Consider the following 20,345-nt stretch of genomic DNA (forward strand, 5'->3'; position numbering starts at 1 on the left):
AGGGTTTCAGAAAAAGCCTGGGTCCCCGCTTTCGCGGGGATTTTGCGGGGTTAGGGTTCGACCGCCTCCAGCCGCGCCAGCACCACGCCCTCGGCCACCTGGCCGCCGGCCATGGCGGACAATTCGCCCACCACGCCGTCGAACGGCGCGGCCAGGGCGTGTTCCATCTTCATGGCTTCCAGCACCATCAGCGTCTGGCCCTTGATCACCGCCTGGCCGGCCGCGACCGCCACCGACACCACCTTGCCTGGCATCGGCGACAGGATCGCCCCGTCGGAAGGCCCGCCATGGGCGCCGCCGCCGACCTTCGGCGCAAAGTCGAACTCGCGCACGTCGCCGCCCTCGAACACATAGAGCGGATCGCGGCCGTAGACGCCGGGCAGCACGTCGACGTCGTCCAGCGCGCGGCCGTCCTCGACGGTGATGTCCCAGGCCCAGTCGTCGCCGGCGCTGGCCGCCAAGCCTACCAGCAACGGAACCTTGGCGCCGTCCACGGTCAGCGGCAGGGCCATGGCCGCGCGCGGGGCGTTCATCCGGAAACCCAGCAGGCGCGACGGCGCGCTGGCCCAGGGATCGGCCTTGGGCTGGTCTGCGGCCATGAAGCTTTCCAGCCGCTGGCCGATCGCCGCCAGGGTCGGAGCGTCGGAGAACGTCCGCTCGGTCAGTTCCTCCAGCCGCGCGGCGATGAAGCCGGTGTCGATCGCGCCCTCGACGAAGTCCGGATGGCTGGCGCAGGCGGCCAGGAAGGCGGCGTTGGTCTTCACGGGATAGACCTCGACCAGCTTGCAGGCCTCGGCCAGACGGTGCGCCGCGTCCTCGCGGTCGACGCCGTGGGCGATCAGCTTGGCGATCATCGGGTCGTAGAACGGCGTGACCTCGCCGCCCTCCTCCACCGCGCTGTCGACCCGCACGTCGCCCTCGGGCAGGCGGAAGTGCTTCAGCGGTCCGGTCGACGGCAGGAAGCCGGTCGCCGGGTTCTCGGCATAGAGCCGCGCCTCCATGGCCCAGCCCTGCAATTCGATCTCGTCCTGGGCCAGGGGCAGCGGCTCGCCCGAGGCGACCAGCAGCTGCCACTCGACCAGATCCTGGCCGGTGACCATCTCGGTGACCGGATGCTCGACCTGCAGCCGGGTGTTCATCTCCATGAACCAGATGCGGTCGGCGCGCAGACCCTCGCTGGCGTCGGCGATGAACTCCACCGTGCCCGCGCCCACATAGCCGACGGCCTTGGCCGCCAGCACAGCCGCGCCGCAGACCGCCTCGCGCGTTTCCTCGTCCATGCCGGGGGCCGGAGCCTCCTCGATGACCTTCTGGTGGCGGCGCTGCAGCGAGCAGTCGCGCTCGAACAGGTGCACGACCTCGCCGAACTGGTCGCCGAACACCTGCACCTCGATGTGGCGCGGACGGGTGACGTACTTTTCCAGCAGGACCCGGTCGTCGCCAAAGCTGGCCGCCGCCTCGCGACGGCACGAGCCCAGGGCTTCGACGAAGTCCTCGGCCCGATCGACCTTGCGCATGCCCTTGCCGCCGCCGCCGGCCACGGCCTTGATCAGCACGGGGAAGCCGATCTTGCCGGCTTCGGCGGTGAGGCGCGCCTCGCTCTGGTCGTCGCCCAGATAGCCGGGCGTGGTCGGCACGCCGGCTTCGATCATGACCTTCTTGGCCGCGTCCTTCAGGCCCATGGCGCGGATCGCCGAGGGCGGCGGACCGATCCAGACCAGGCCGGCGTCGATCACCGCCTGGGCGAAGTCGGCGTTCTCGGACAGGAAGCCATAGCCCGGATGGATCGCCTCGGCGCCGGTCTGGCGCGCGGCGGCCAGGATCTTCTCGGGGACGAGATAGCTTTCGCGGGCCGGAGAGCCGCCGATCAGGATGGCCATGTCGGCCTCCATCACGAACGGGGCGTGGGTGTCGGCCTCCGAGTGGACGGCGATGGTGCGCACGCCCATCTCGCGCGCGGTGCGGATGATCCGGCGCGCGATCTCGCCGCGATTGGCGATCAGGACCGACTCGATCAACGCATTCCTCCTCGGGACGAAGCCCTTTTCGGAGAGCCTCAATCGCATGTTTCGTTGTTGAGCGACGTTTATGCCCGAAAACGCCGCCACACCAGCATGACCTTTGCCGCAGGTCGCGCGTTCCCCGCCAGCTTGCCCCCTGCCCTGCCCGTTGCAAAGCGCCGCCGGAAGCCGGATCGTCCATCCAGTGAAGTCGCGTAGGAGCCCTGATGCCCGTCGATCGTTCGCGCCGGGCCCTGGCCCTAGGCGCCGCCGCCCTGGCCATCGCGCCAGCGGCCAAGGCGCGGACCGCCCCTACGCTGCGCCTGCCGAACATGCCGCTGCACGACCCGTTCATGGTCGTCGATGAGAAGGCGGGGCTCTACCGGCTCTACACGTCCAACATCCCGCGCCTCAGCGGAACGCCGGGCCTGGGCACGATGATGTACGTCAGCCGCGACCTGCTGGACTGGGAGAAGCCCCGGTGCGTGTTCTCCGCACCCACCGGCGCTTGGTTCAAGGGCGGGGCCTGGGCGCCGGAAGTCCACTTCTGGAACGGCCGCTGGGCGCTCTTCGCAACCTTCCACGACGAGGCCGCCGCCCTGCCGCCGGCCGGCCGGCGCAAGCCCTATCGGCGCGGCACGATCCTGGCGGTCGCCGACCGTCCCGAAGGCCCCTTCACCGTCGTTCGTGGCGGCGAGCCGGTCGCGCCGAAGGCGTTGATGACGCTGGACGGCACGCTCTACGTCGGTCCCGACGGGCGGCCCTGGTACATCTATTCGCGCGAATGGCTGCAGGTCGGCGACGGCGCCATCGAGGCCCTGCCGCTGACCGACGATCTGGCCGCCGCCGGCCCGCCGATCACCCTGTTCACCGCCAGCCAGGCGCCGTGGGCCGACGGCAAGCGCCAGCCGGAGGGCGACCTCGCCTATGTCACCGACGGCCCGCAGCTCTTCACGACCAAGACGGGCCAATTGCTGATGCTGTGGTCCAGCTATGACAAGAACGGCTACGTCCAGTCCCAGGCGCGATCGACCACGGGCAAACTGGAAGGTCCGTGGGAACAGTTGCCGCCGCTGGTCCGCCACGACAGCGGTCACGGCATGCTGTTCCACCGCTTCGACGGCCAGCTGATGATGATCGTCCACCGGCCGTTCAAGAACGCCCGCGGCAAGCTCTACGAGATGCGCGACGCGGGGGATCGGCTTGAGATCATCCGCCAGCGGATCGATCTGAACGGGGATCCACAACCCCTCTCTCTTTGAGAGAGGGAGGGGCCCGCCGCGAAGCGGTGGGAGGGTGAGAGGTTTCACCGCTGGCCGGAAAACGCCTCGCCCAGAACATCGCGAGCCGTCCAAGACCGCCCCTAGCATAAGCCGGCGCTTCAATCCGAAAGGCTGAAACCTCTCACCCTCCCATGGCTTTGCCATGGGCCCCTCCCTCTCTCTCAGAGAGAGGGATTTTCATAAGCCACCCGGAACCCCACGTGCGACGTGCCCAGCCCCTCCTCCTGCGCCTGCCAGGCGGCGGGGCGGAAGTTCGCGCAGTAGTTGAAGGCGCAGAGGAACGAGCCGCCCTTGATCAGGCGTTCGGGTCCGCCGCTCGCCACGGCGCTCGATGTCCACTCCCAGGCGTTGCCGATCATGTCCACCAGGCCGAAGGCGTTGGCGGAAAAGCAGCCGACGGGCGCCAGGCCCGTGAAGTGGTCCTCGTTGCTCTGGGCCAGCGGGAACTCGCCCTGCCAGGTGTTGGCGGTCGGCTTGCCGTCGTCGTCATAGGCCCAGGCCTGCGGCGAGCGCGGGCCGGACTGGTCGCCGCGCGCGGCCCGCTCCCACTCGGCTTCGGTCGGCAGGCGACCGCCGGCCCAGCGGGCGTAGGCCTGGGCGTCGGCATAGGTCACGTGCACCACCGGCTCGTCGGCATGGGCCAGGTCGTCGGCCCCGCCGCCGTGCGGATGACGCCAGTTGGCTCGGCGCACCAGCTTCCACCACTGGGCCGCATCGTCTCCCGAGAGGTGCTCGGGCTGGACGAACACCGCCGAGGTCCCTTCCCGCTCGGCCTGGGTGACATAGCCCGTGGCGTCGACGAAGGCGGCGAACTGGCGGTTGGTCACCTCGTGGCGATCGATCCAGAAGCCCTCGACGGCCACGGCCTTGCCCGGCTTGCCCGGACCATCCTCGCCCAGCGCCACGGCGCCGGCGGGAACGAAGGCGCGGCCTTCCTTGTCCTCGCCCTTGCGGGCATGGCAGGCGCCGGGCGCGGCGGCGCGAATGGCCGCCACCTCGACGCCGGCCGGATCGGCGACCGTGAAGCCGCTCGTCGCCAGGCCGGCGACGAGGGCTCCGACGGCGACCGCCCAGGAAAGGCCGCGCCGGCTCATTTGCCGCTGGTCTTGGCGGGCGCGGCGGCGCCCCCGGCGGCCGGCGGTGCCGGCGGCAGCACCACGCCGTTGTCGGCGGCGTAGCGGTTCCAGGCCTCGACCAGCTCCTTCAGCTTCTCGGGCTGGCTGGCGGCCAGATCGACGGCCTCGGCAGGGTCGCTCTTCAGGTTGAAGAGCTGCCAGTTGGCCGGCAGCACGGCTTCGCGCGAATAGGCCGCCCCGCCCGGGGCGGTGGGCAGATAGACCGCCTTCCAGTCGCCGCGACGCACGGCCCGGCGGAAGAACAGCTCCCAGGCCACCGTGTCCTGCGGCCCGCGCACCGAGGCGTCGGGGCTGGCCAGGGCCTGGACCCACGAATGGCCGATGGCGGGAGCCACGGGACGTCCGCGATAGGTCTCGGGACGCTTGACGCCCGCCAGTTCCAGCACCGTGGCCTCGACGTCGGTGACGTGGGCCAGGGAGTCGACGATGCGGCCCGCGCCCTTGACGCCGGGTCCCTCGACGATGGCCGGGGTGTGGATGCCACCCTCGGTTGAATAGCCCTTCACCAGCCGCGTCGGCGAGGTCGCCGCCTGGGCCCAGCCGGGGCCGTAGCCGACGTGCGAGCTGCCGCGGCCCAGGTTGTCGAAGCTGTTGTCGACCTTCAGCGCCGCCAGCTTGGCCGGATCGAAGACCGCCCGCACGGTGTCGATGCGGCTGCCCTCGGCGCCGTTGTCCGACAGGAAGACGATGACGGTGTTGTCGTACTGGCCCGTCTCCTTAAGCGCCGCGACCACCTTGCCGACGTTCTGGTCGAGGCGATCGACCATGGCCGCGTAGATCTCCATCTTCCGCGACTCGACCTTCTGCTGCTCGGGCGTGAGCGAGCTCCAGGCCGGAACGTCGACGAACGGGTGCGGCTTGGCGTCCTTGGCCACCAGGCCCAGCGCCTTCAGCCTGGCCAGCCGCTGCTCGCGCAGGGCCTCGTAGCCGGCGTCGTAGCGGCCCTTGTACTTGGCGATGGTCTCGGGCGGGGCCTGCAGCGGCCAGTGCGGCTCGGTGAAGGTCAGGTAGCCGAAGAACGGCCGGCCGTCCTTGGCGCCGTCGCGGACGTACTGGGCCATGCGGTCGCCGTAGAAGTCGGCCGAGAACACGCCCTTGGGATAGGTCACGACCTTGCCGTCCTCGCGGAAGGTCGAAGCCGCGCCAGCGGCCGCATAGGCCTCGTTCTGGTCCTCGCCATAGTGGTTCTGCAGGCCTTGCAGCAGGGCGTAGGAGCGCTCGAAGCCGCGCGCGGTCGGCGACTGGTCGTCGGTCAAACCGAGGTGCCACTTGCCGGCCATCACCGTGCGATAGCCGGCGTCGCGCAGCAGCTCGGCGACGGTCACCGAGCGGTCGTTGAGATAGCCCTCGTAGCCGGGCTGGCCCTTCTGGCCGGGGGTCAGGATCTCGGCCATCGAGCCCAGGCCCACCTGGTGGTTGTCCGAGCCGGTCAGCAGCATAGAGCGGGTCGGCGAGCAGGTGGCGGCGGTGTGGAAGCCCGACAGGCGCACGCCGGCCTTGGCCAGGGCGTCCAGGTTCGGCGTCTCGATCTCGCCGCCGAACGCGCCCAGATCAGAATAGCCCAAGTCGTCGGCGACGATGATCAAGAAGTTCGGCCGCTTCTCCGCGCCGCGCGTCGCGGCCGGAGCCGTCGGTTCGGCGGCGTTGGCGAGCCCGCCCGCAAGGCCGGTCGCGGCGATCAGGGCGCCGGCCAGCAGCCGTCCGCGCAGGGTGTTTCGATAGGTCTTCATGACGCTTTCCCTCAGCTTTCCCTTTCCCCTAAGGCCTCCTCGCTCGGAGGCGCTTACGACAATTTCGAAACGCACCGTTGAGAATTTCTGTAATGCCGATCGGAGTAGTTGGGATTTAAAGCTCCCTCCGCACCGCAACGACGACGCATCGGCGAAGGGCCCGCCGAGGCGTCAAGGACCGTCGTTCTTCTGCGGTTGTTCTTGCTGTTTATGGGGGCTCCACACTATGTCGGGCGCGCAACATTCTCTCCGCCAGGCGAATACTCGCCTCGACCACAACCACGGCGTGACCCTGCGTCGCCTGGCCTTGGCCGCCGCCTCCTGCGCGGCCCTGATGGCCGGCGCGCCCGCCTTCGCCGCCGAGACGCCGGCCGAACCCGCCGCGACGCCTGACGACGCCGTCGGCCTGGACTCGGTGGTCGTCACCGCCCGCCGCCGCGAGGAAGACGCCCAGACCGTGCCGGTCGCCGTCTCCGCCTTCGGCGGCGCCCAGCTGGAAAAAGCCCGCGCCTACAACGTCCGCGACCTGCAGCAGCTCTCGCCGAGCCTCAGCGTCAGCGTCACCAACCCGCGCAACACCAGCATCAACATCCGGGGCCTGGGCAACAACGTCTCGGTCTATAACGACGGCCTGCAGTCGGCGGTCGGCGTCTATCTCGACCAGGTCTATCTGGGTCGTCCGGGCCAGGCGGTGTTCGACCTCGCCGACCTCGACTCCGTGCAGGTGCTGCGCGGCCCGCAGGGCACGCTGTTCGGCAAGAACACCTCGGCCGGCGCCCTGGTGATCACGACCAAGGAGCCGAAGTTCACGCCCGAGTTCGCGGCCGACGTCACCGGCGGCAACTACAACTACTTCCAGGCCCATCTGGCCGTCGCCGGTCCGATCGTCGACGACAAGCTGGCCTTCCGCGTCGCCCTCGCCAACACCCAGCGCGACGGCTACATGACCAATGTCTATGACGGCTCCAAGACCCAGGATTATCACGACTTCGGCGGCCGGGTTCAGTTCCTGCTGACCCCGAACGAGAAGCTGAAGATCAAGCTGTCGGGCGACTACGGCCAGCAATATTCCAACACCGCCGCCAGCGTGCTGACCGGCCTGCTGACCACCTACGCCGACGACGGCACGGCCTATCCGAACGGCTATCTGGCCCGCGCCGCGCGTATCGGCTTCACGCCGACCGCCATCGATCCGGAGGCCCGCCAAGTCTCGGTCAACACCAAGAACAGCTATTTCGAGACCCACGGCGGCGTCTCGGCCATCGCCGACTACAGCCTGGACAACGCCACCATCACCTCGGTCACCGCCTGGCGCGGCTGGCACTGGCGTCCGCACAACGACGCCGACGGCACCACGCTCTCGGCCATCATCGACGCCCACCAGGACAACGACCAGCAGCAGTTCAGCCAGGAACTGCGCATCACCTCGCAAGGCGACCGCAAGCTCGATTACGTGGCCGGCCTCTACTACTTCTGGCAGGACCTCGAGGCCGAGGCGGTCAACTACTACGGCCCCTACGCGGCCGACTGGCTGCTGGCCCCGGCGGCGGCCTCGGCCACCGTGCGCGCCGCGGCGCTGAACAACTACTCGATCGTCAGCCACTCCAGCCCGGAAACCACCAGCGCGGCGGCCTTCGCCCAGGGCACGTGGCACGTCACCGACCGCTTCGATGTCACCGGCGGCCTGCGCTACACCTACGAGAAGATGACCGGCTGGTTCGACCAGACCGCCTGGGGCGCCGACCTCTCGGGCCTGACCACGGCCGAACAGGCCACGGCCCTGGCCCTGCGCGCACGCTTCGGCGCGGCCAACAGCTTCTCGGCCAAGACCTCGGGCGACAGCCTGACCGGCAACCTCACCCTGGCCTACACCTTCGACAACGGCCCGCTGCTCTATGCGACCTACGCGCGGGGCTACAAGGCCGGCGGCCTGAACCTGTCGAACATCAACACCTCCGGCGCCAACGCCGTCGATCCGGTCATCGATCCGGAGACCATCGACAGCTACGAAGCCGGCCTGAAGAGCACCTGGTTCGACCGTCGCCTGACCGCCAACCTCGCCCTGTTCTGGACCGAGGACGAAGGCTACCAGACCACCGCCGTCAACCTGATCAACAACATCAGCTACCTGACCAACGCCGGCAGCGTCCGCAGCCGCGGCGTGGAAGTCGATGTGCGGGCCGCGCCGGTCGAGGGCCTGACCCTCTACGGTTCGACCACCTACAACGACGCCAGCTACACCAGCTACGAGCAGGCCGCCTGCCCGATCGAGGTCCACCTGACGACCTATTGCGATCTCACCGGCCGCCGCCTGCCGGGCGTGTCGCTGTGGGCGGTGTCGACCGGCGGCGAATACCGCCGTCCGGCCGGAACCTGGCGAGGCAACGGGCTGGAGGCCTATGCCGGCTACGACGCCAACTACCGCTCGGCCTACTACACCACCGCCGCGGACTCCGAGTATTCCAAGATCCCGGGCTACACCCTGCTGAACCTGCGGGCCGGCATCGGCTCGGAAGACGGCCGCTGGGACCTGCAGATCTGGGGCCGCAACGTCTTCGACAAGCTCTACTACCTGTCGTTGGCGGCGGCGAACACCGGGGCCGTCACCGGCACGCTGGGCGATCCGCGCACCTTCGGCGTCACCCTGCGGGTGCGTCGCTAGAACGAAAAACGGCGGGGGCCCTGGCCCCCGCCGTTTCCATTTCAGGGCTCGCCGGCCTCGTCGCTCTCGCCGCCGGGCGGGGCGCTCCAGACGTAGTCCTGGCCGAGCACGCGCTTGCTGAACCAGTCCATCTGCACGTTCACCTGGAACAGCCGGTGGCGCAGCTCGCGGAAGTTATGCGGCTCGCGCGGCGCGAGGTAGAGCTCGCTCTCCACGCCCAGGGCCCGCAGCGCCCGGTTCAGCATCACCGACTGGGTCCACGGCACCCGCTCGTCCTCGGCGCCGGCCAGGATCAGGGTCGGGGTCTTGACCTTGTCCAGCTGGCTGAGCGGCGAATTATCCGTGTACAGATCCCGTCGCGCGGTCGAGCCGTAGGGCGGCGTCACGAACCACTCGGTGCGCTGCCAGCGGTTGTCCGAGGTCAGGTACATCGACGGCCAGTCCACCGCCCCCGCGCCCGAGGCCGCGGCCTTGAAGCGGTCGGTGACCGTGATCAGACGGTTGGTCATGTGGCCGCCCGCGCTCCAGCCCATCACGCCCAGGCGGTCCGGATCGGCCAGGCCCTTGGCCACCAGGTTGTCGACGCCCGACAGCACGTCCTTGTCGGCATGACGGAAGTAGCCGGCGTTCATCCCCTGCAGGAATTCGTCGCCATAGCCGGTGCCGCCCCGGTAGTTGACGCTGAGCGTCATCACGCCCTTGGCCGCCAGCAGCGGATTGAAGCGGCCATAGGCGAAGATGTTGAACACGTCCGACGAGCGCGGCCCGCCGTGGCTCTGCACGATCAGCGGGTAGCGTTTGCCCGGCTGGTAGTCGAGCGGATAGGTGACCAGCCCCTCCAGCGCCTGGCCGTCGGGCGCGGTCCACTGGACCGCCTCCTGCTTCGGCAGGCGGAAGCGCTGCGCGATATCATCGTTGAGGTGGGTCACCTGCACCGGCGCCGGCTTGGCCGGATCAATGCGGAACACCTCGCCCGGCGACGTCGCCGAGGCCTTGAAGTAGACCACCGTCTTGCCGTCGCGGGTCTGGGTGACGTCGCCGGCGGCGTGGTCGCCGCGGGCCAGCGGGCGCACGGCCTCGCTCTTGACGTCGACCGCGAACAGCTCGCGCCGCACGCCGGTGGTGGCGGTGATGTAGATCTCGCGGCCGTCGGCCGACCAGGCCGCGTCCTCGATCTCATAGGGCAGGCCGTGAGCCAGTTCGCGCGGCGCCCCGCCGGCCAGCGGAACCACGAACAGGTTCGGGTTCACCGTGCCGTAGCGGCCGTTCTCGGCGGTGGCCAGGAACAGCGCCGAGCGACCGTCGGGCGACAGGCGGGGCGTGCTTTCCTGGAAGTCGTTGTCGGTCAGGCGGCGATCAGGCCCCTGCCCCGTCTTCACCCACAGCTCGGATTTGGGATTGTCGTCCAGCAGGTGCGAGGGCGCGCGGCGATAGAGGATGGTCCTGCCGTCGGCCGACAGGTCGTAGGCCTCGACCTCGAAATCGCCCTCGACCACCGGCTCGGCCTTGCTGTCGGCGACGGTGACCCGCCACAGCCGGCCGCGCGCCTGCGGGGTCTCGAAGGCGACCATGTCGTCCTTCTCGCGCTTGCGCTTGGCCACGGGCTTGGGATCCGGCGCATCGGCGAGGAAGTAGATCGCCGAGCCGTCCGGCGACCAGCGCAGGTCCGACGGGCTGGTGCGCAGCTTGCCGACGCGGCGCGGCTCGCCGCCGTCGATCGGTGACAGATAGATCTGCCGGCCGCTGTCGCCGTCGCGCTTGGCGGTGAAGGCGAAGCGCTTGCCGTCCGGCGCCCAGGCCGCGCCCGAGGCTGGTCCCTCGACCATCCGCCGGGGATCCGAACCGTCCAGGCCGATCCGCCACAGGTCGTCCTGCACGACGTTGGCCTTCCAGTCGACGCGGCCGACCGAATAGAGGATGAACCGCCCGTCGGGCGAGACCTTGGGGTCGGAGAGCTTCTCGAGGCCCACAAGGTCCGTGGCGGTCATCACGCGCGGCGCGGCCTGGCCTTGCGAGGCGGCGAGCGCGAGCAGGCTTCCGGCGGCCAGGGCCGCCAGGCGGAAACGAAACATCGAAAAGCTCCGGAAATGAAATCGCCGGCGCCCCGAAGGGCGCCGGCGAGGAAGGCGTCGCGCTTAGAACGCGACCTGCAGGCCCAGCGTGTAGGCCCGGCCGGTCACGCCGTAGACGGCGCTGTAGTTGTAGTCGTTGCCCGAAACCGTGCCGCTGGGCAGGAACGGACCCTGGTTGTCGAACACGTTCTTGATCGTGCCGAACACCCGCAGGTCCTTGTTCTTCGGATCCGGGAAGAACTTCACCGACACGTCGTGGCGCCAGAAGGCGTCGACGTTGAGGTACATCGGATCGGTCACGCCGGCTTCCGCGAAGGCGGCCGCCAGGTCGTTGTCGTCCACGGCCTTGCCGATGTAGTTGGTCGTCCACTGCAGGTTCCAGTGACGGCCGCGCCAGGCCAGGCTCGCCATGCCCTCGTTCTTCGAGGTGCCGACTTCGCCCAGGTCGTCGTTGACGGTCGTACCGTCGACGCCCTGATAGCGGCTCTCCAGCTTCAGGCGACGGCTGTAGTTGGCGCGGAAGGTGAAGTCGCCCGGCACGCTCCAGCGATCCAGGTCGAAGCGGTAGCGCAGGGCCACGTCGACGCCGCTGGCGCGCAGGTCGTCCAGGTTTTCCGCGAGGTTCAGGATCTTGGTGATCTGGCCCTCGGCGTCACGGCTGATGACGTTGCAGAAGCGGTTGTCCGTGCCGCTCGTCGATTGGTAGCACTCGGCCAGCAACTGGCTGTTCGACAGCGACGAGATCGCGTCGGCCACCTTGATGTCGTAGTAGTCGACGCTCAGGTTGAAGCCGCGCAGGAACGTCGGCTGAAGCACGAAGCCGATCGTCAGGGTGTCGGCGGTCTCTTCCTTCAGGTCGACATTGCCGCCGTTGGGCGAGTTGACGCTGGTGACTTCCGAGTTGAACACGCCCTCGGCCGCGATGGCCGCGGCGACGCCAGGGTTGGCGCGGCAGTTCTGGGCCACCGTGCCGGTCGAGGAGGCGGTCACGCCGCTGCAGGGGTCGGCGACCGAGTCATAGTCGTCGCGGGGCGGCGAATAGAGCTCGGTGGTGTCGGGCGCGCGCTGGGCCCGGCTCCAGGCGGTGCGGAAGCGCAGGCCCGAGACCGGCGCCCATTGCAGGCCGCCGCGATAGCTGACCGTCGTGCCGACGTTCTCCAGATTGTAGTGGGCGACGCGCACGGCGCCGTCGACTTCCAGGCGCTTGATCAGCGGCAGGTCCTTCACCAGCGGAACCGAGGCTTCCATGAAGGCTTCCTTGGCCTTCACCACCCCGGTGTACTCGGGGATGTAGGCGAAGTTGGTCAGGCCGTTCTGGGTCAGCTCGTCGGTGGTGGTGCGGGTCTTGTCGCGACGCAGTTCGAAGCCGAACGCGGTCTCGACCGGACCGGCCGGCAGCTGGAACAGCTCGCCGGTCATGTAGCCTTCGACGGTGTCCTGGCGGTTCTGCGGGCGATACCAGATGTCGGCGCGGATGTAGTCGGCCGCTTCCTTGCTGATCGAGCCGATGCCGAACAGGTTCAGCGGCACGCAGCCGTTGGCGCGGGCCGTGGCGTCCTTGCACTGGATCTGGCCGGTCGTGGTGTTCAGCTCGGAGTTCAGTGCGTTCTTCACATTGGCCATGTTCAGGCCGTTCTTGCGCAGCTGATAACCGTCGAACTCGCCGTAGCCGTAGGTCACGGCCCAATCCCAGTCGCCGAACGCCTTGCCCTCGACGCCAGCCCAGCCGCGTAGCGTGGTGCGGCGGTTGTAGATCTCCAGATCGCCCACCTCGGTCATGCGGCGACGGAAGCTGATCGACGAGGTCGAGGACGAATAGATCGCCGACGGCACGTACGGGTTGGCCCGGGCGATGTTGCCGATCGTGTACTCGTCGTTGACGCCGTAGGTGGTCGAGCTGCTGAGAGCGTAGGGCTCGCGCACCGAGTTGGTGGTCACGCGCGAGGCCTGGAACTGGCCCCAGATCTTGATGTCGGAGGTGACGTCATAGGTGATCTTGGCGGCCGCCGACGAGCGCTTGGCCGGGGTGATCAGCGTGCCGTTGGTGCGGGTCTCGTAGCCGTTCACCGCGGTGACGAAGTTCTTCTGCAGGCCGCCTTCGTCATAATAGAAGCTGCTGCTGCGGAAGCGCCCGCCCGGGGTGTAGGTCGACAGGTCCGGACCCGAGACGGTGTTGGTGTCGGGGTCGTAGACGACCGACTGGGTCGCCCAGTCGCGGTCGGTCGCGTTCAGGGCGTCCTGCTTCTCGTAGGTGCCGCCGACCATGACGAACAGGTTGTCGTCTAAGAACCGCTTGCCGGCGACGGCCGAGTATTCGAGGGAGCTGCCGCCGCCGTCGTCGGTGACGCCGGCCACGGCGCGGGCCTTGACGCCGTCCATCTTGCTGGTGGTGATGATGTTGACGACGCCCGAGATGGCGTCCGAACCGTAGACGGCCGAAGCGCCGCCGGTGCTGATCTCGACGCGGTCGACGAAGAACTCCGGAATGGAGCTCAGGCTGACGGCGTTCTTGTTGCCGGCGTTGGACACCGTGCGGTGGCCGTCGATCAGGGTCAGGGTGCGGTTCTGGCCCAGCGAGCGCAGGCTGACGGTCGACAGGCCGTTGTCCTGCACCGCCGACTGGCTGGTCGACAGGTTGACGCCGATGTCGACGCCCGGCAGGTCGGTCAGGGCTTCGGCCAGGTCGGTGTAGCCGCTTTCCAGCAGCTCTTCGCGCTCGATGTCGACCACCGGCGAGGGGCTGTCGAAGGTGGTGCGACGCAGGCGCGAGCCGGTCACCACGACCTCTTCAACCTGGACAGCAGGGCCTTGATCTACGGCTTCGAACGAGGCCGGCTGGACGGTGGCGACGGGTGCGGCGCCCGGCTGGCGCACGATCAGCGCGCCCGAACCGTCCTCGACCACTTCCAGGCCGGCCGAACCGGCCAGGCGGCGGGCCGCCTCGATCGGGGTGTAACGGCCAACGACGGCGCCGGCGCGACGCCCGGCCACGGCCTTGGGCGAGAACAGGATGTTGGTGCCGGTTTCCTTGCCCAGCTCGCGCAGCGCCTTGTCCAGCGGCTGAGCCTGCACGTCCACGGCCACGGCCTGGCCAAAGGCCGCCCCGGCCGCCAGCAGCACGCCCACGGCCGCCGATCCGGCCAGCATACGGCGCAGCCGGCCGTCGTTCCCCATCGTCATGAAAATCTAGTCCCCTCTAGCCCGACATGTTCGGGCTCTAGAGGCCTGACGACGGCGGTCGATTTTTCCTCAGCAACTTTTTTGGGGGCCGCGAAACGACGCGTTCATGCCCCGGCGCGCGGCTCGATCAGCAGTCCGCCGGCGCTGGTCTGGACCTTCAGGTCGAGCAGGGTCGCCACCGAACGGGCGAAGGCCTCGTTGTCGCCGGCCTTGTAGACGCCGCTGATCCGCAGGTCCTCGAGACCCGGCTCCGACAGCACGATGCGGCGACGACTGTAGCGGTTCATCTCTGCGATGGCGGCGGCCAAGGTCTGGTCGTCGAACACCGCCTGGCCGAAGCGCCAGGCCGTGGCGGCCTGGACGTCGGCGGTCTCGCGGCGCGGCGCGCCCTCGCCCGCCATGACGATCCGCTGCCCGGCGGCCGCGGTCAGGCGGCTGGAGGGCTGGCCGGCGTCCATCACCAGCACCTGGCCCTCGACCGCCGTCACGGCCACGGCGGAATCGTTCAGCGACACGTCGAACGCGTCGCCGCCGTCGCCGACGATCTCGCGGCCCTCGGCGGTCACCACGAACGGCTTCACCGGATCGGTCGCGGCGCGGAAGAAGGCCCGTCCCCGCACCAGGGTCGCCTTGCGCTTGCGGCCGCCCAGGTGAACCCGGATGCGGCTGTCGGCGTCGAGCAGGATCGAGGTGCCGTCGTCGAGATGCAGGGTGCGGGTCTCGCCGATGCCGGTGGCGTAGACCTCCGGCGCCAGCGCCAGCCAGCCGATCCCGACCGCGCCGACGCCCACCCCGGCCAGCACCGCGCGGCGCGCCATCGACGGCGCGCGACGGCGGGTGGAGGCGGCGATCTCGGGATCGTGCTTGAGGGCGCCGGCCAGCTCCCAGGTCGCCGTCAGGGCGTCGAAGCTGGAGCGGTGATCCTCGGAGCGACTCAGCCAGAGCTTGAATTCGGCCTCGTCGGCCGGGCCGCGCGCGTCGCTGCGCAGGCGGGCCAGCCAGTCGGCCGCCTCCTTGCGTACAGCGTCGAGATCGCGCGCTGGGCTCACCACTTCTCGGTCCATCCGGTCAGGAACAGGGCCGCCTTGGCCACGTGCTTTTCCACGGCGCTGACGGTGATCCCGAGGCGCTCTGCGATCTCCCGATACTTCAGCCCCTCCAGTCGGTGAAGCAAAAAGACTTCGCGTGTTCGCGGGCTGAGACGCGCCAGGCCCAGTTTCAGCCGCGCCAGACGCTCGCGGGCCCTCAAAACCTCGTCCTGCAGCGGATTGGCGTCGGCCAGGGCGTTCTCGACGAAATCCAGACCCTCCTCGGGCCGCCGCGCCTTCTGGCGCCGCTCGTCGATGGCCAGATTGACCGCCGCCCGCGCGACGAAGGCCTCGGGGTTTTGCAGCGCGTTGGCCCGACGGTATTCCAGCATCCGCAGCATGGCCGACTGGACCACGTCTTCCGCGCCGGCGGGGTCGCGCGTGATGCGCGTGATGCGGCGCACCAGCCCGCGCCAGCCCTCGTCCTTCACACCGATCGCCCCTGCCCGCCCTCGATGGCGCGCTTCTTTGCTGTCGGCGCGCGCCTCGTCAACGCCTAGCTCTGCAAGCCCGGGACCGGCCAGTCAACTGCCCGCCGCGCAGGCGCCATCCACGGCGAAAAGCCTTTGCGATCAAGGACAACGAAGCCTGAGGGAGAGCGCCATGACACTCTCCACCTGACCGTGCGCGCCGTTCACTCGCTGCGCAGCGCCTTGCCGGGCGAGGTCGCGGCCGCCGCCCAGCCCAGCCCGCCGACCGTCGCAAGGCCGATGGTCAGGGCCACCGCCGCGCCGGCCAGGAAGATCCCCGGCCCCACGCCCACGGGGTCGTCGAACTGCGACAGCCAGCGCCGCAGCGCCCACCAGGCCAAGGGCCAGGCGATCAGGCAGGCGATCAGGATCGGCCGCAGGAACTGGCCGATCAGCAGCCGCGCCACCTGCGAGCTCGAGGCCCCCAGCACCTTGCGCAGCCCCACTTCCCGCGCCCGCCGCGAGGTGTTGAACGCCGCCAGGCCGTAGAGCCCGATGCAGCCGATCCCCGCCCCCGCCGCGGCCCCCAGGCTGAACAGGTTGGAGCGGTCGCGCTGGGGCTTGTAGTAGCGGTCCAGATTGGCCAGCGCCGTCTTGCCCTCGAACGGCGTGCTCGGCGCGGCCTGCCGCCAGGCCGCCTCCAGCCGCGCCCGCATCGCCGTGTCGTCCATCCCCGAATAGCGGACCATGGTGATCGGCCAGTCCGCGGGCCAATAGGCCGGATAGCCGCTGAACAAGTAGATCTTGGCCGGCACCTTCTCCATCGGGCTGTAGAAGCGCATGTCCTCGACCACGCCGACGATGCGCACCTTGCGGCCGGCGAAGTTCAGCAGCTTGTCCAGCGCCTCCTCCGGCGAGGCGTATTCCATCAGCTTCACCGTCGCGCGGCTGATCACCACGTTGGTCACGGTGTCGGGCGTGGCCTTGGGATCGTACTGCTCGTCGCCGCCGTGCTGCGTGTCCAGCAGCCGCCCGGCGATCAGCCTGCCCCCCAGCGCCTGGAAGTAGTCCGGACCGATCGACGACAGGTTCAGGGTGGGCGAAAGACCCGGGCGCGCTGCCCGGTCCAGGCGGGTGGCGGTCGAGTTGCTGTTGAAGCTGTCGTCGGCCGGGGCGTTGCTGCTGGCCGTCACCGCGATCACGCCGGGGATGCGCCTGACCGCCTCCCAGTAGGCGTTGCGCTGCTCGGGCGTCACCCCCACCCCGCGCGTGGCCGTGACGATGTAGAGCCCGTCGCGGCGATAGCCGAAGTCGGCGTCCTGCATGTGCCGGATCTGCCCCAGGAACCCCAGCATCAGCACGAAGGCGGCCACCACCGCGGCGAACTGGCAGACCACCAGGGCCTCGCGCAGCCGCGCGCCGAACCGGCCGCCGCTGGGCGCGCGGCTCGAGGCCAGCACCTGGGCCGGCTTGAACGCCGCCAGCATGAAGGCCGGATAGACCGCCGCCAGCAGGCCCGCCGCCAGCACCACGCCGAACACCCCCGCCACCCAGGTCCCGTCTTGCCGATAGTCGAGGTTCAGCGACAGGCCGCCGGCCACGTTGATCAGCGGCAGGGCCAGCTCCACCACCGCCAGACCGAACAGGAACGCCAGGGCGATGGTCACCGCCGCCTCGCCCAGGAACTGGGTCCGCAGCGCCCCGGGACCCGCGCCCAGCGTCTTGCGCACGGCCACTTCACGGGCCCGCAGGCCCGCCCGCGCGGTCGCCAGGTTCACATAGTTGATCAGGGCCAGAGCCAAAGCCACGATCCCGACCACGCCCAGGGTGTCGACCGCCGCCCGCTGCTTGGCGTCCAGCAGGTGCACGTCGCCCACGGGTACGAACTTCAGGGCCAGCATCTCATGCGGGACGACGTCGCCGAAGGTCTTGCCCACCCGCCGGTCGACGAAGGCCGGCAACTGCGCCTCCAGGGCGCGCGCCTGCTCGGGCCGGTCGAACTTGTAATAGGTCTGGAGCTGGATCGAGCCCCATTGATGCCAGTTCTCCTCCCTGGCCGTCCGCGTCGGCGTCAGCAGGCGCAGCATGTCGAGCTTCAGCTCGCTGTTCTTGGGCAGCGCCCTGGACACCGCGCTGACGGTGTAGGTCGCCCGCCCCTCGGTCTCGGTGACCTCCAGTGTTCGCCCGACGGCGTCGGTCGTGCCGAAATACTTGCGGGCCAGGTCCTCGGAGATCACCACCTTGCCCGGATCGGCCAGGGCCGTGCGCGCGTCGCCGGCCAGCAGCGGAACCTGGAAGAAGTCCAGGAACTCGGGATCGACCAGCTCCATCTGCTCGGCCGTGGCCGCCGCGCCCTTGTGGACCGTGACCAGCTGGGGCCAGTCGCGCACGCCCCGCACGTCGGGATAGTCGGCCTTCATCTCCTCCAGCAGGCCGCCCATCGCCCCCACCCGCGTGGCGTGGGTGAAGCCGGGGATGTTGTAGGCCACGCCGCCCGCGTAGATCTTGCCGCGCTCGGGCGTCCAGCGCTCGTAGCTGGTCTCGAAGCGATAGAGCAGGCTCAGCGTCAGGAACGTCGCCACGCCCAGGCTGAGGCCCAGAAGGTTCAGCGCCGCATAGAGCGGCCGCCGGGTGAACGAGCGCCAGAAGGCGACCAGGATCGAACGCAGCACGCCCCGCCTCCTCAGATCGCCTGGGCGACGGAGGCCACCAGCCGCCCGTCGAGGATGTCGATGCGCCGGCCGGCCTGGTCGGCGTGGCTGGGCGAGTGGGTGACCATGACGATGGTCGCCCCGGCCGCGTTCAGGCCCTTGAGTATCTCCATCACCTGGGCGCCGTTCTCGGTGTCGAGATTGCCGGTCGGCTCGTCGGCCAGGATCAGGCTGGGCTCGCCGACGATGGCGCGGGCGATCGCCGCCCGCTGCTGCTGGCCGCCCGACAGCTGATGCGGGAAGTGCCGCGCCCGGTGCCCCACGCCCACCCGGTCCATGGCCGCCTCGACCAGCGCCCGGCGCGAGCCCTGGCGACCTTTCCGATACAGCAGGCCAAGCTCGATGTTCTCGGCGATGGTCAAATCATCGACCAGGTTGAAGCTCTGGAAGATGAAGCCCAGCCGCTGGGCGCGATGCTGGGCCAGGGCCGCCTCGCTGCTGGCCGTCAGGTCCGCGCCGTCGAACAGGTAGCGGCCCTCGGTCGGCCGATCGATCGTGCCCAGGATGTTGAGCAGGGTGGACTTGCCGCAGCCGGACGGACCCATGATGGCCACGAACTCGCCCTGGCGGATGGTCAGCGACACGTCGTGCAGGGCCGTCGTCTCGATCTCGTCCGACCGATAGCGGCGCGAGAGGGATTTCAGTTCGATCATGGTCAGTCTCTCGCTCGAAGTCGCAGGGTCTTGGCTTTCTGCAGGTCCTGGGCGCCGGCGGTGACGATCCGCTCGCCAGGCAAGAGCCCGCTCACCACCTCGACCTGTTCGGGATTGCGCCGGCCGATGGTCACCGCCCGCCGCTCGGCGCGCTTGCCGTCGGGCGACAGGACGAAGGCCCAGGCTCCGCCGGTCTCGCTCAGCCAGGCGCCCGACGGGGCGATCACCGCGCTCGCCGGCTGGCCCAGCGACAGGCGCAGGTCGATGGCCTCGCCGCGCTTGAGGCCGGCGGGCTGGGCGCCGGCGAACGCCAGCTCCACCGTCACCCGCCCGGCCGTGACCTGGGGAAACACCTTGGCCACGCGGGCCTGCACCGTGCGGCCATGGACGGTCGCCTCGGCGCTCTGCCCCACCGCCAGGCGCTGCAGGTAGAACTCGTCGACCTGGGCGCGCAGCTTGTAGGCGTCCTCGACGTCCACCTGGCCCAGGCTCTGGCCCAGGGTCACGGCCTGGCCAGGCTTGAGGTCGAAGGCCGTCAGCCGGCCGCTCATGGGTGCGCGGACGACCAGGGCCGAGCGCCCCGCCCCCACCTCCACGAGGTTGCGCCTCAGGTCTTCAGCCGTGCGCGCGGCCTGGGCGCGCTGCGAAACGTAGAACGCCTTGTCCGAGGCTTGGCCGGCCTTCAGCGCCGCCAGCCGCTGACGCTGGTAGGCGACCTCGTCGGCATAGGGCTTGACCGCCGCCTCGCTGAGCAGGTCGCGCGACAGCAGCACCTGGCGCTTCTCCAGCTCTTGCTGGGCCTTGTTGAGCGCGTAGGCGGTGTCGGCCAGGGCCTGTTCGCGGCTTTCCTCGGCCGACTTCAGCGACATCACCCGGCTGGCGTTGTCGCTGATCCGCGCCGAGATGTCGGCCTCGCGGGCGGCGGCGTCGAGGCTGAGCTGGGCGTTGCTGAGCCGCGCCAGCACCTGGCCGGCGCTGACCCGATCGCCGTCAGCCGCCCCGACGCTCTCGACCCGGCCCGAGGCCTCGGCCGCCACCAGCGTCGTCTCGGCCGGCGCCGCCTCGGCCCGCACCGGGGCGTAGTCGAGATAGGGCGCGCGGGTCACCGCGCCGATGGTCAGCAGGTTGGCGTCGACGTTCACCGACCCCGCCCTCGGCGACAGGGTCCAGGCCGCGGCGCCGACCACGACCACCGCAGCGGCGGCCACGCCTAGCCGCCAGGCGCGCTTGGCGTGCCACGGCCGCTCGACGCGGCGGTCCATGCCGCCGGCGCCGGCGTCGTCATGGGTTGAGGAAAGCAGGACGGTCCTGGTCATGCTGCTAGGCTAACAGCACCCGCTCAATAGACATAAATATCTGATTTTATTTGATTTATACGGAGTTTTGGCAAATTCTTCGCCTCAACCGCCGCTTGAGAGTG

At 69.6% G+C, this 20,345-nt stretch carries 12 protein-coding genes; 2 read left to right on the top strand and 10 right to left on the bottom strand.

What is annotated here, in order from left to right:
* Positions 1 to 50: 50 nt before the first annotated feature.
* Positions 51 to 2,018, bottom strand: a complete 1,968-nt coding sequence (locus tag AC07NS_RS24205) for an acetyl/propionyl/methylcrotonyl-CoA carboxylase subunit alpha (protein WP_494607458.1) — start codon at positions 2,016 to 2,018, stop codon at positions 51 to 53.
* A gap of 209 nt (positions 2,019 to 2,227) precedes the next feature.
* On the opposite strand from AC07NS_RS24205, the gene AC07NS_RS24210 reads away from it, so the two are divergent.
* Positions 2,228 to 3,262: a glycoside hydrolase family 43 protein gene (locus AC07NS_RS24210; RefSeq protein ID WP_494607460.1), complete on the top strand. Its 1,035-nt coding sequence runs from the start codon at positions 2,228 to 2,230 to the stop codon at positions 3,260 to 3,262.
* 182 nt (positions 3,263 to 3,444) lie between these two features.
* Here the strand turns inward: AC07NS_RS24210 and AC07NS_RS24215 are convergent, their stop codons facing one another.
* Both AC07NS_RS24215 and AC07NS_RS24220 read right to left on the bottom strand, forming a co-directional pair.
* Complete coding sequence (locus tag AC07NS_RS24215) at positions 3,445 to 4,377, bottom strand: formylglycine-generating enzyme family protein (RefSeq protein WP_494607462.1); 933 nt, start codon at positions 4,375 to 4,377, stop codon at positions 3,445 to 3,447.
* Positions 4,374 to 6,149, bottom strand: a complete 1,776-nt coding sequence (locus AC07NS_RS24220; RefSeq protein ID WP_494607464.1) for an arylsulfatase — start codon at positions 6,147 to 6,149, stop codon at positions 4,374 to 4,376. Before AC07NS_RS24220 ends, AC07NS_RS24215 begins: the two co-directional genes overlap by 4 nt.
* A 286-nt stretch (positions 6,150 to 6,435) precedes the next feature.
* Here AC07NS_RS24220 and AC07NS_RS24225 point away from each other — a divergent pair, with 286 nt between their 5' ends.
* Positions 6,436 to 8,811 carry a TonB-dependent receptor gene (locus AC07NS_RS24225; RefSeq protein ID WP_494607466.1) on the top strand — a complete coding sequence of 792 codons (2,376 nt, stop codon included), beginning with the start codon at positions 6,436 to 6,438 and terminating at the stop codon, positions 8,809 to 8,811.
* A 41-nt stretch (positions 8,812 to 8,852) separates the two neighbouring features.
* Here the strand turns inward: AC07NS_RS24225 and AC07NS_RS24230 are convergent, their stop codons facing one another.
* From AC07NS_RS24230 to AC07NS_RS24260, 7 genes are all read right to left on the bottom strand, one after another.
* Positions 8,853 to 10,883, bottom strand: a complete 2,031-nt coding sequence (locus AC07NS_RS24230; RefSeq protein ID WP_494607468.1) for an alpha/beta hydrolase family protein — start codon at positions 10,881 to 10,883, stop codon at positions 8,853 to 8,855.
* A gap of 63 nt (positions 10,884 to 10,946) precedes the next feature.
* Positions 10,947 to 14,063 (bottom strand): TonB-dependent receptor domain-containing protein, encoded by a 3,117-nt coding sequence (locus tag AC07NS_RS24235; protein WP_494607470.1) that lies wholly within the window; start codon positions 14,061 to 14,063, stop codon positions 10,947 to 10,949.
* Between the two features lie 104 nt (positions 14,064 to 14,167).
* A complete protein-coding gene (locus AC07NS_RS24240; protein WP_494607471.1) occupies positions 14,168 to 15,112 on the bottom strand; it encodes a FecR family protein in 945 nt (314 codons plus the stop codon).
* On the bottom strand, positions 15,109 to 15,582 hold the full coding sequence (locus AC07NS_RS24245; protein ID WP_494607472.1) for an RNA polymerase sigma factor: 474 nt from the start codon (positions 15,580 to 15,582) through the stop codon (positions 15,109 to 15,111). Before AC07NS_RS24245 ends, AC07NS_RS24240 begins: the two co-directional genes overlap by 4 nt.
* A 203-nt stretch (positions 15,583 to 15,785) precedes the next feature.
* Positions 15,786 to 18,233: an ABC transporter permease gene (locus tag AC07NS_RS24250; protein WP_494607474.1), complete on the bottom strand. Its 2,448-nt coding sequence runs from the start codon at positions 18,231 to 18,233 to the stop codon at positions 15,786 to 15,788.
* Positions 18,234 to 18,244: 11 nt separating this feature from the next.
* The gene (locus AC07NS_RS24255; RefSeq protein ID WP_487289745.1) at positions 18,245 to 18,925 is read right to left on the bottom strand and encodes an ABC transporter ATP-binding protein; all 681 of its coding nucleotides are present in this window, start codon (positions 18,923 to 18,925) and stop codon (positions 18,245 to 18,247) included.
* A gap of 2 nt (positions 18,926 to 18,927) precedes the next feature.
* Positions 18,928 to 20,241 carry an efflux RND transporter periplasmic adaptor subunit gene (locus AC07NS_RS24260; RefSeq protein ID WP_494607475.1) on the bottom strand — a complete coding sequence of 438 codons (1,314 nt, stop codon included), beginning with the start codon at positions 20,239 to 20,241 and terminating at the stop codon, positions 18,928 to 18,930.
* Positions 20,242 to 20,345 lie beyond the last annotated feature (104 nt).

The organism is Caulobacter sp. GW821-FHT10A10, from assembly GCF_059415745.1.

Bases quoted from the DNA above. Each gene is read 5' to 3' on its own strand.
- AC07NS_RS24210 (WP_494607460.1), top strand. From the start codon at position 2,228: ATGCCCGTCGATCGTTCGCGCCGGGCCCTGGCCCTAGGCGCCGCCGCC.
- AC07NS_RS24260 (WP_494607475.1), bottom strand. From the start codon at position 20,241: ATGACCAGGACCGTCCTGCTTTCCTCAACCCATGACGACGCCGGCGCC.
- AC07NS_RS24215 (WP_494607462.1), bottom strand. From the start codon at position 4,377: ATGAGCCGGCGCGGCCTTTCCTGGGCGGTCGCCGTCGGAGCCCTCGTC.
- AC07NS_RS24255 (WP_487289745.1), bottom strand. From the start codon at position 18,925: ATGATCGAACTGAAATCCCTCTCGCGCCGCTATCGGTCGGACGAGATC.
- AC07NS_RS24235 (WP_494607470.1), bottom strand. From the start codon at position 14,063: ATGACGATGGGGAACGACGGCCGGCTGCGCCGTATGCTGGCCGGATCG.
- AC07NS_RS24230 (WP_494607468.1), bottom strand. From the start codon at position 10,883: ATGTTTCGTTTCCGCCTGGCGGCCCTGGCCGCCGGAAGCCTGCTCGCG.
- AC07NS_RS24220 (WP_494607464.1), bottom strand. From the start codon at position 6,149: ATGAAGACCTATCGAAACACCCTGCGCGGACGGCTGCTGGCCGGCGCC.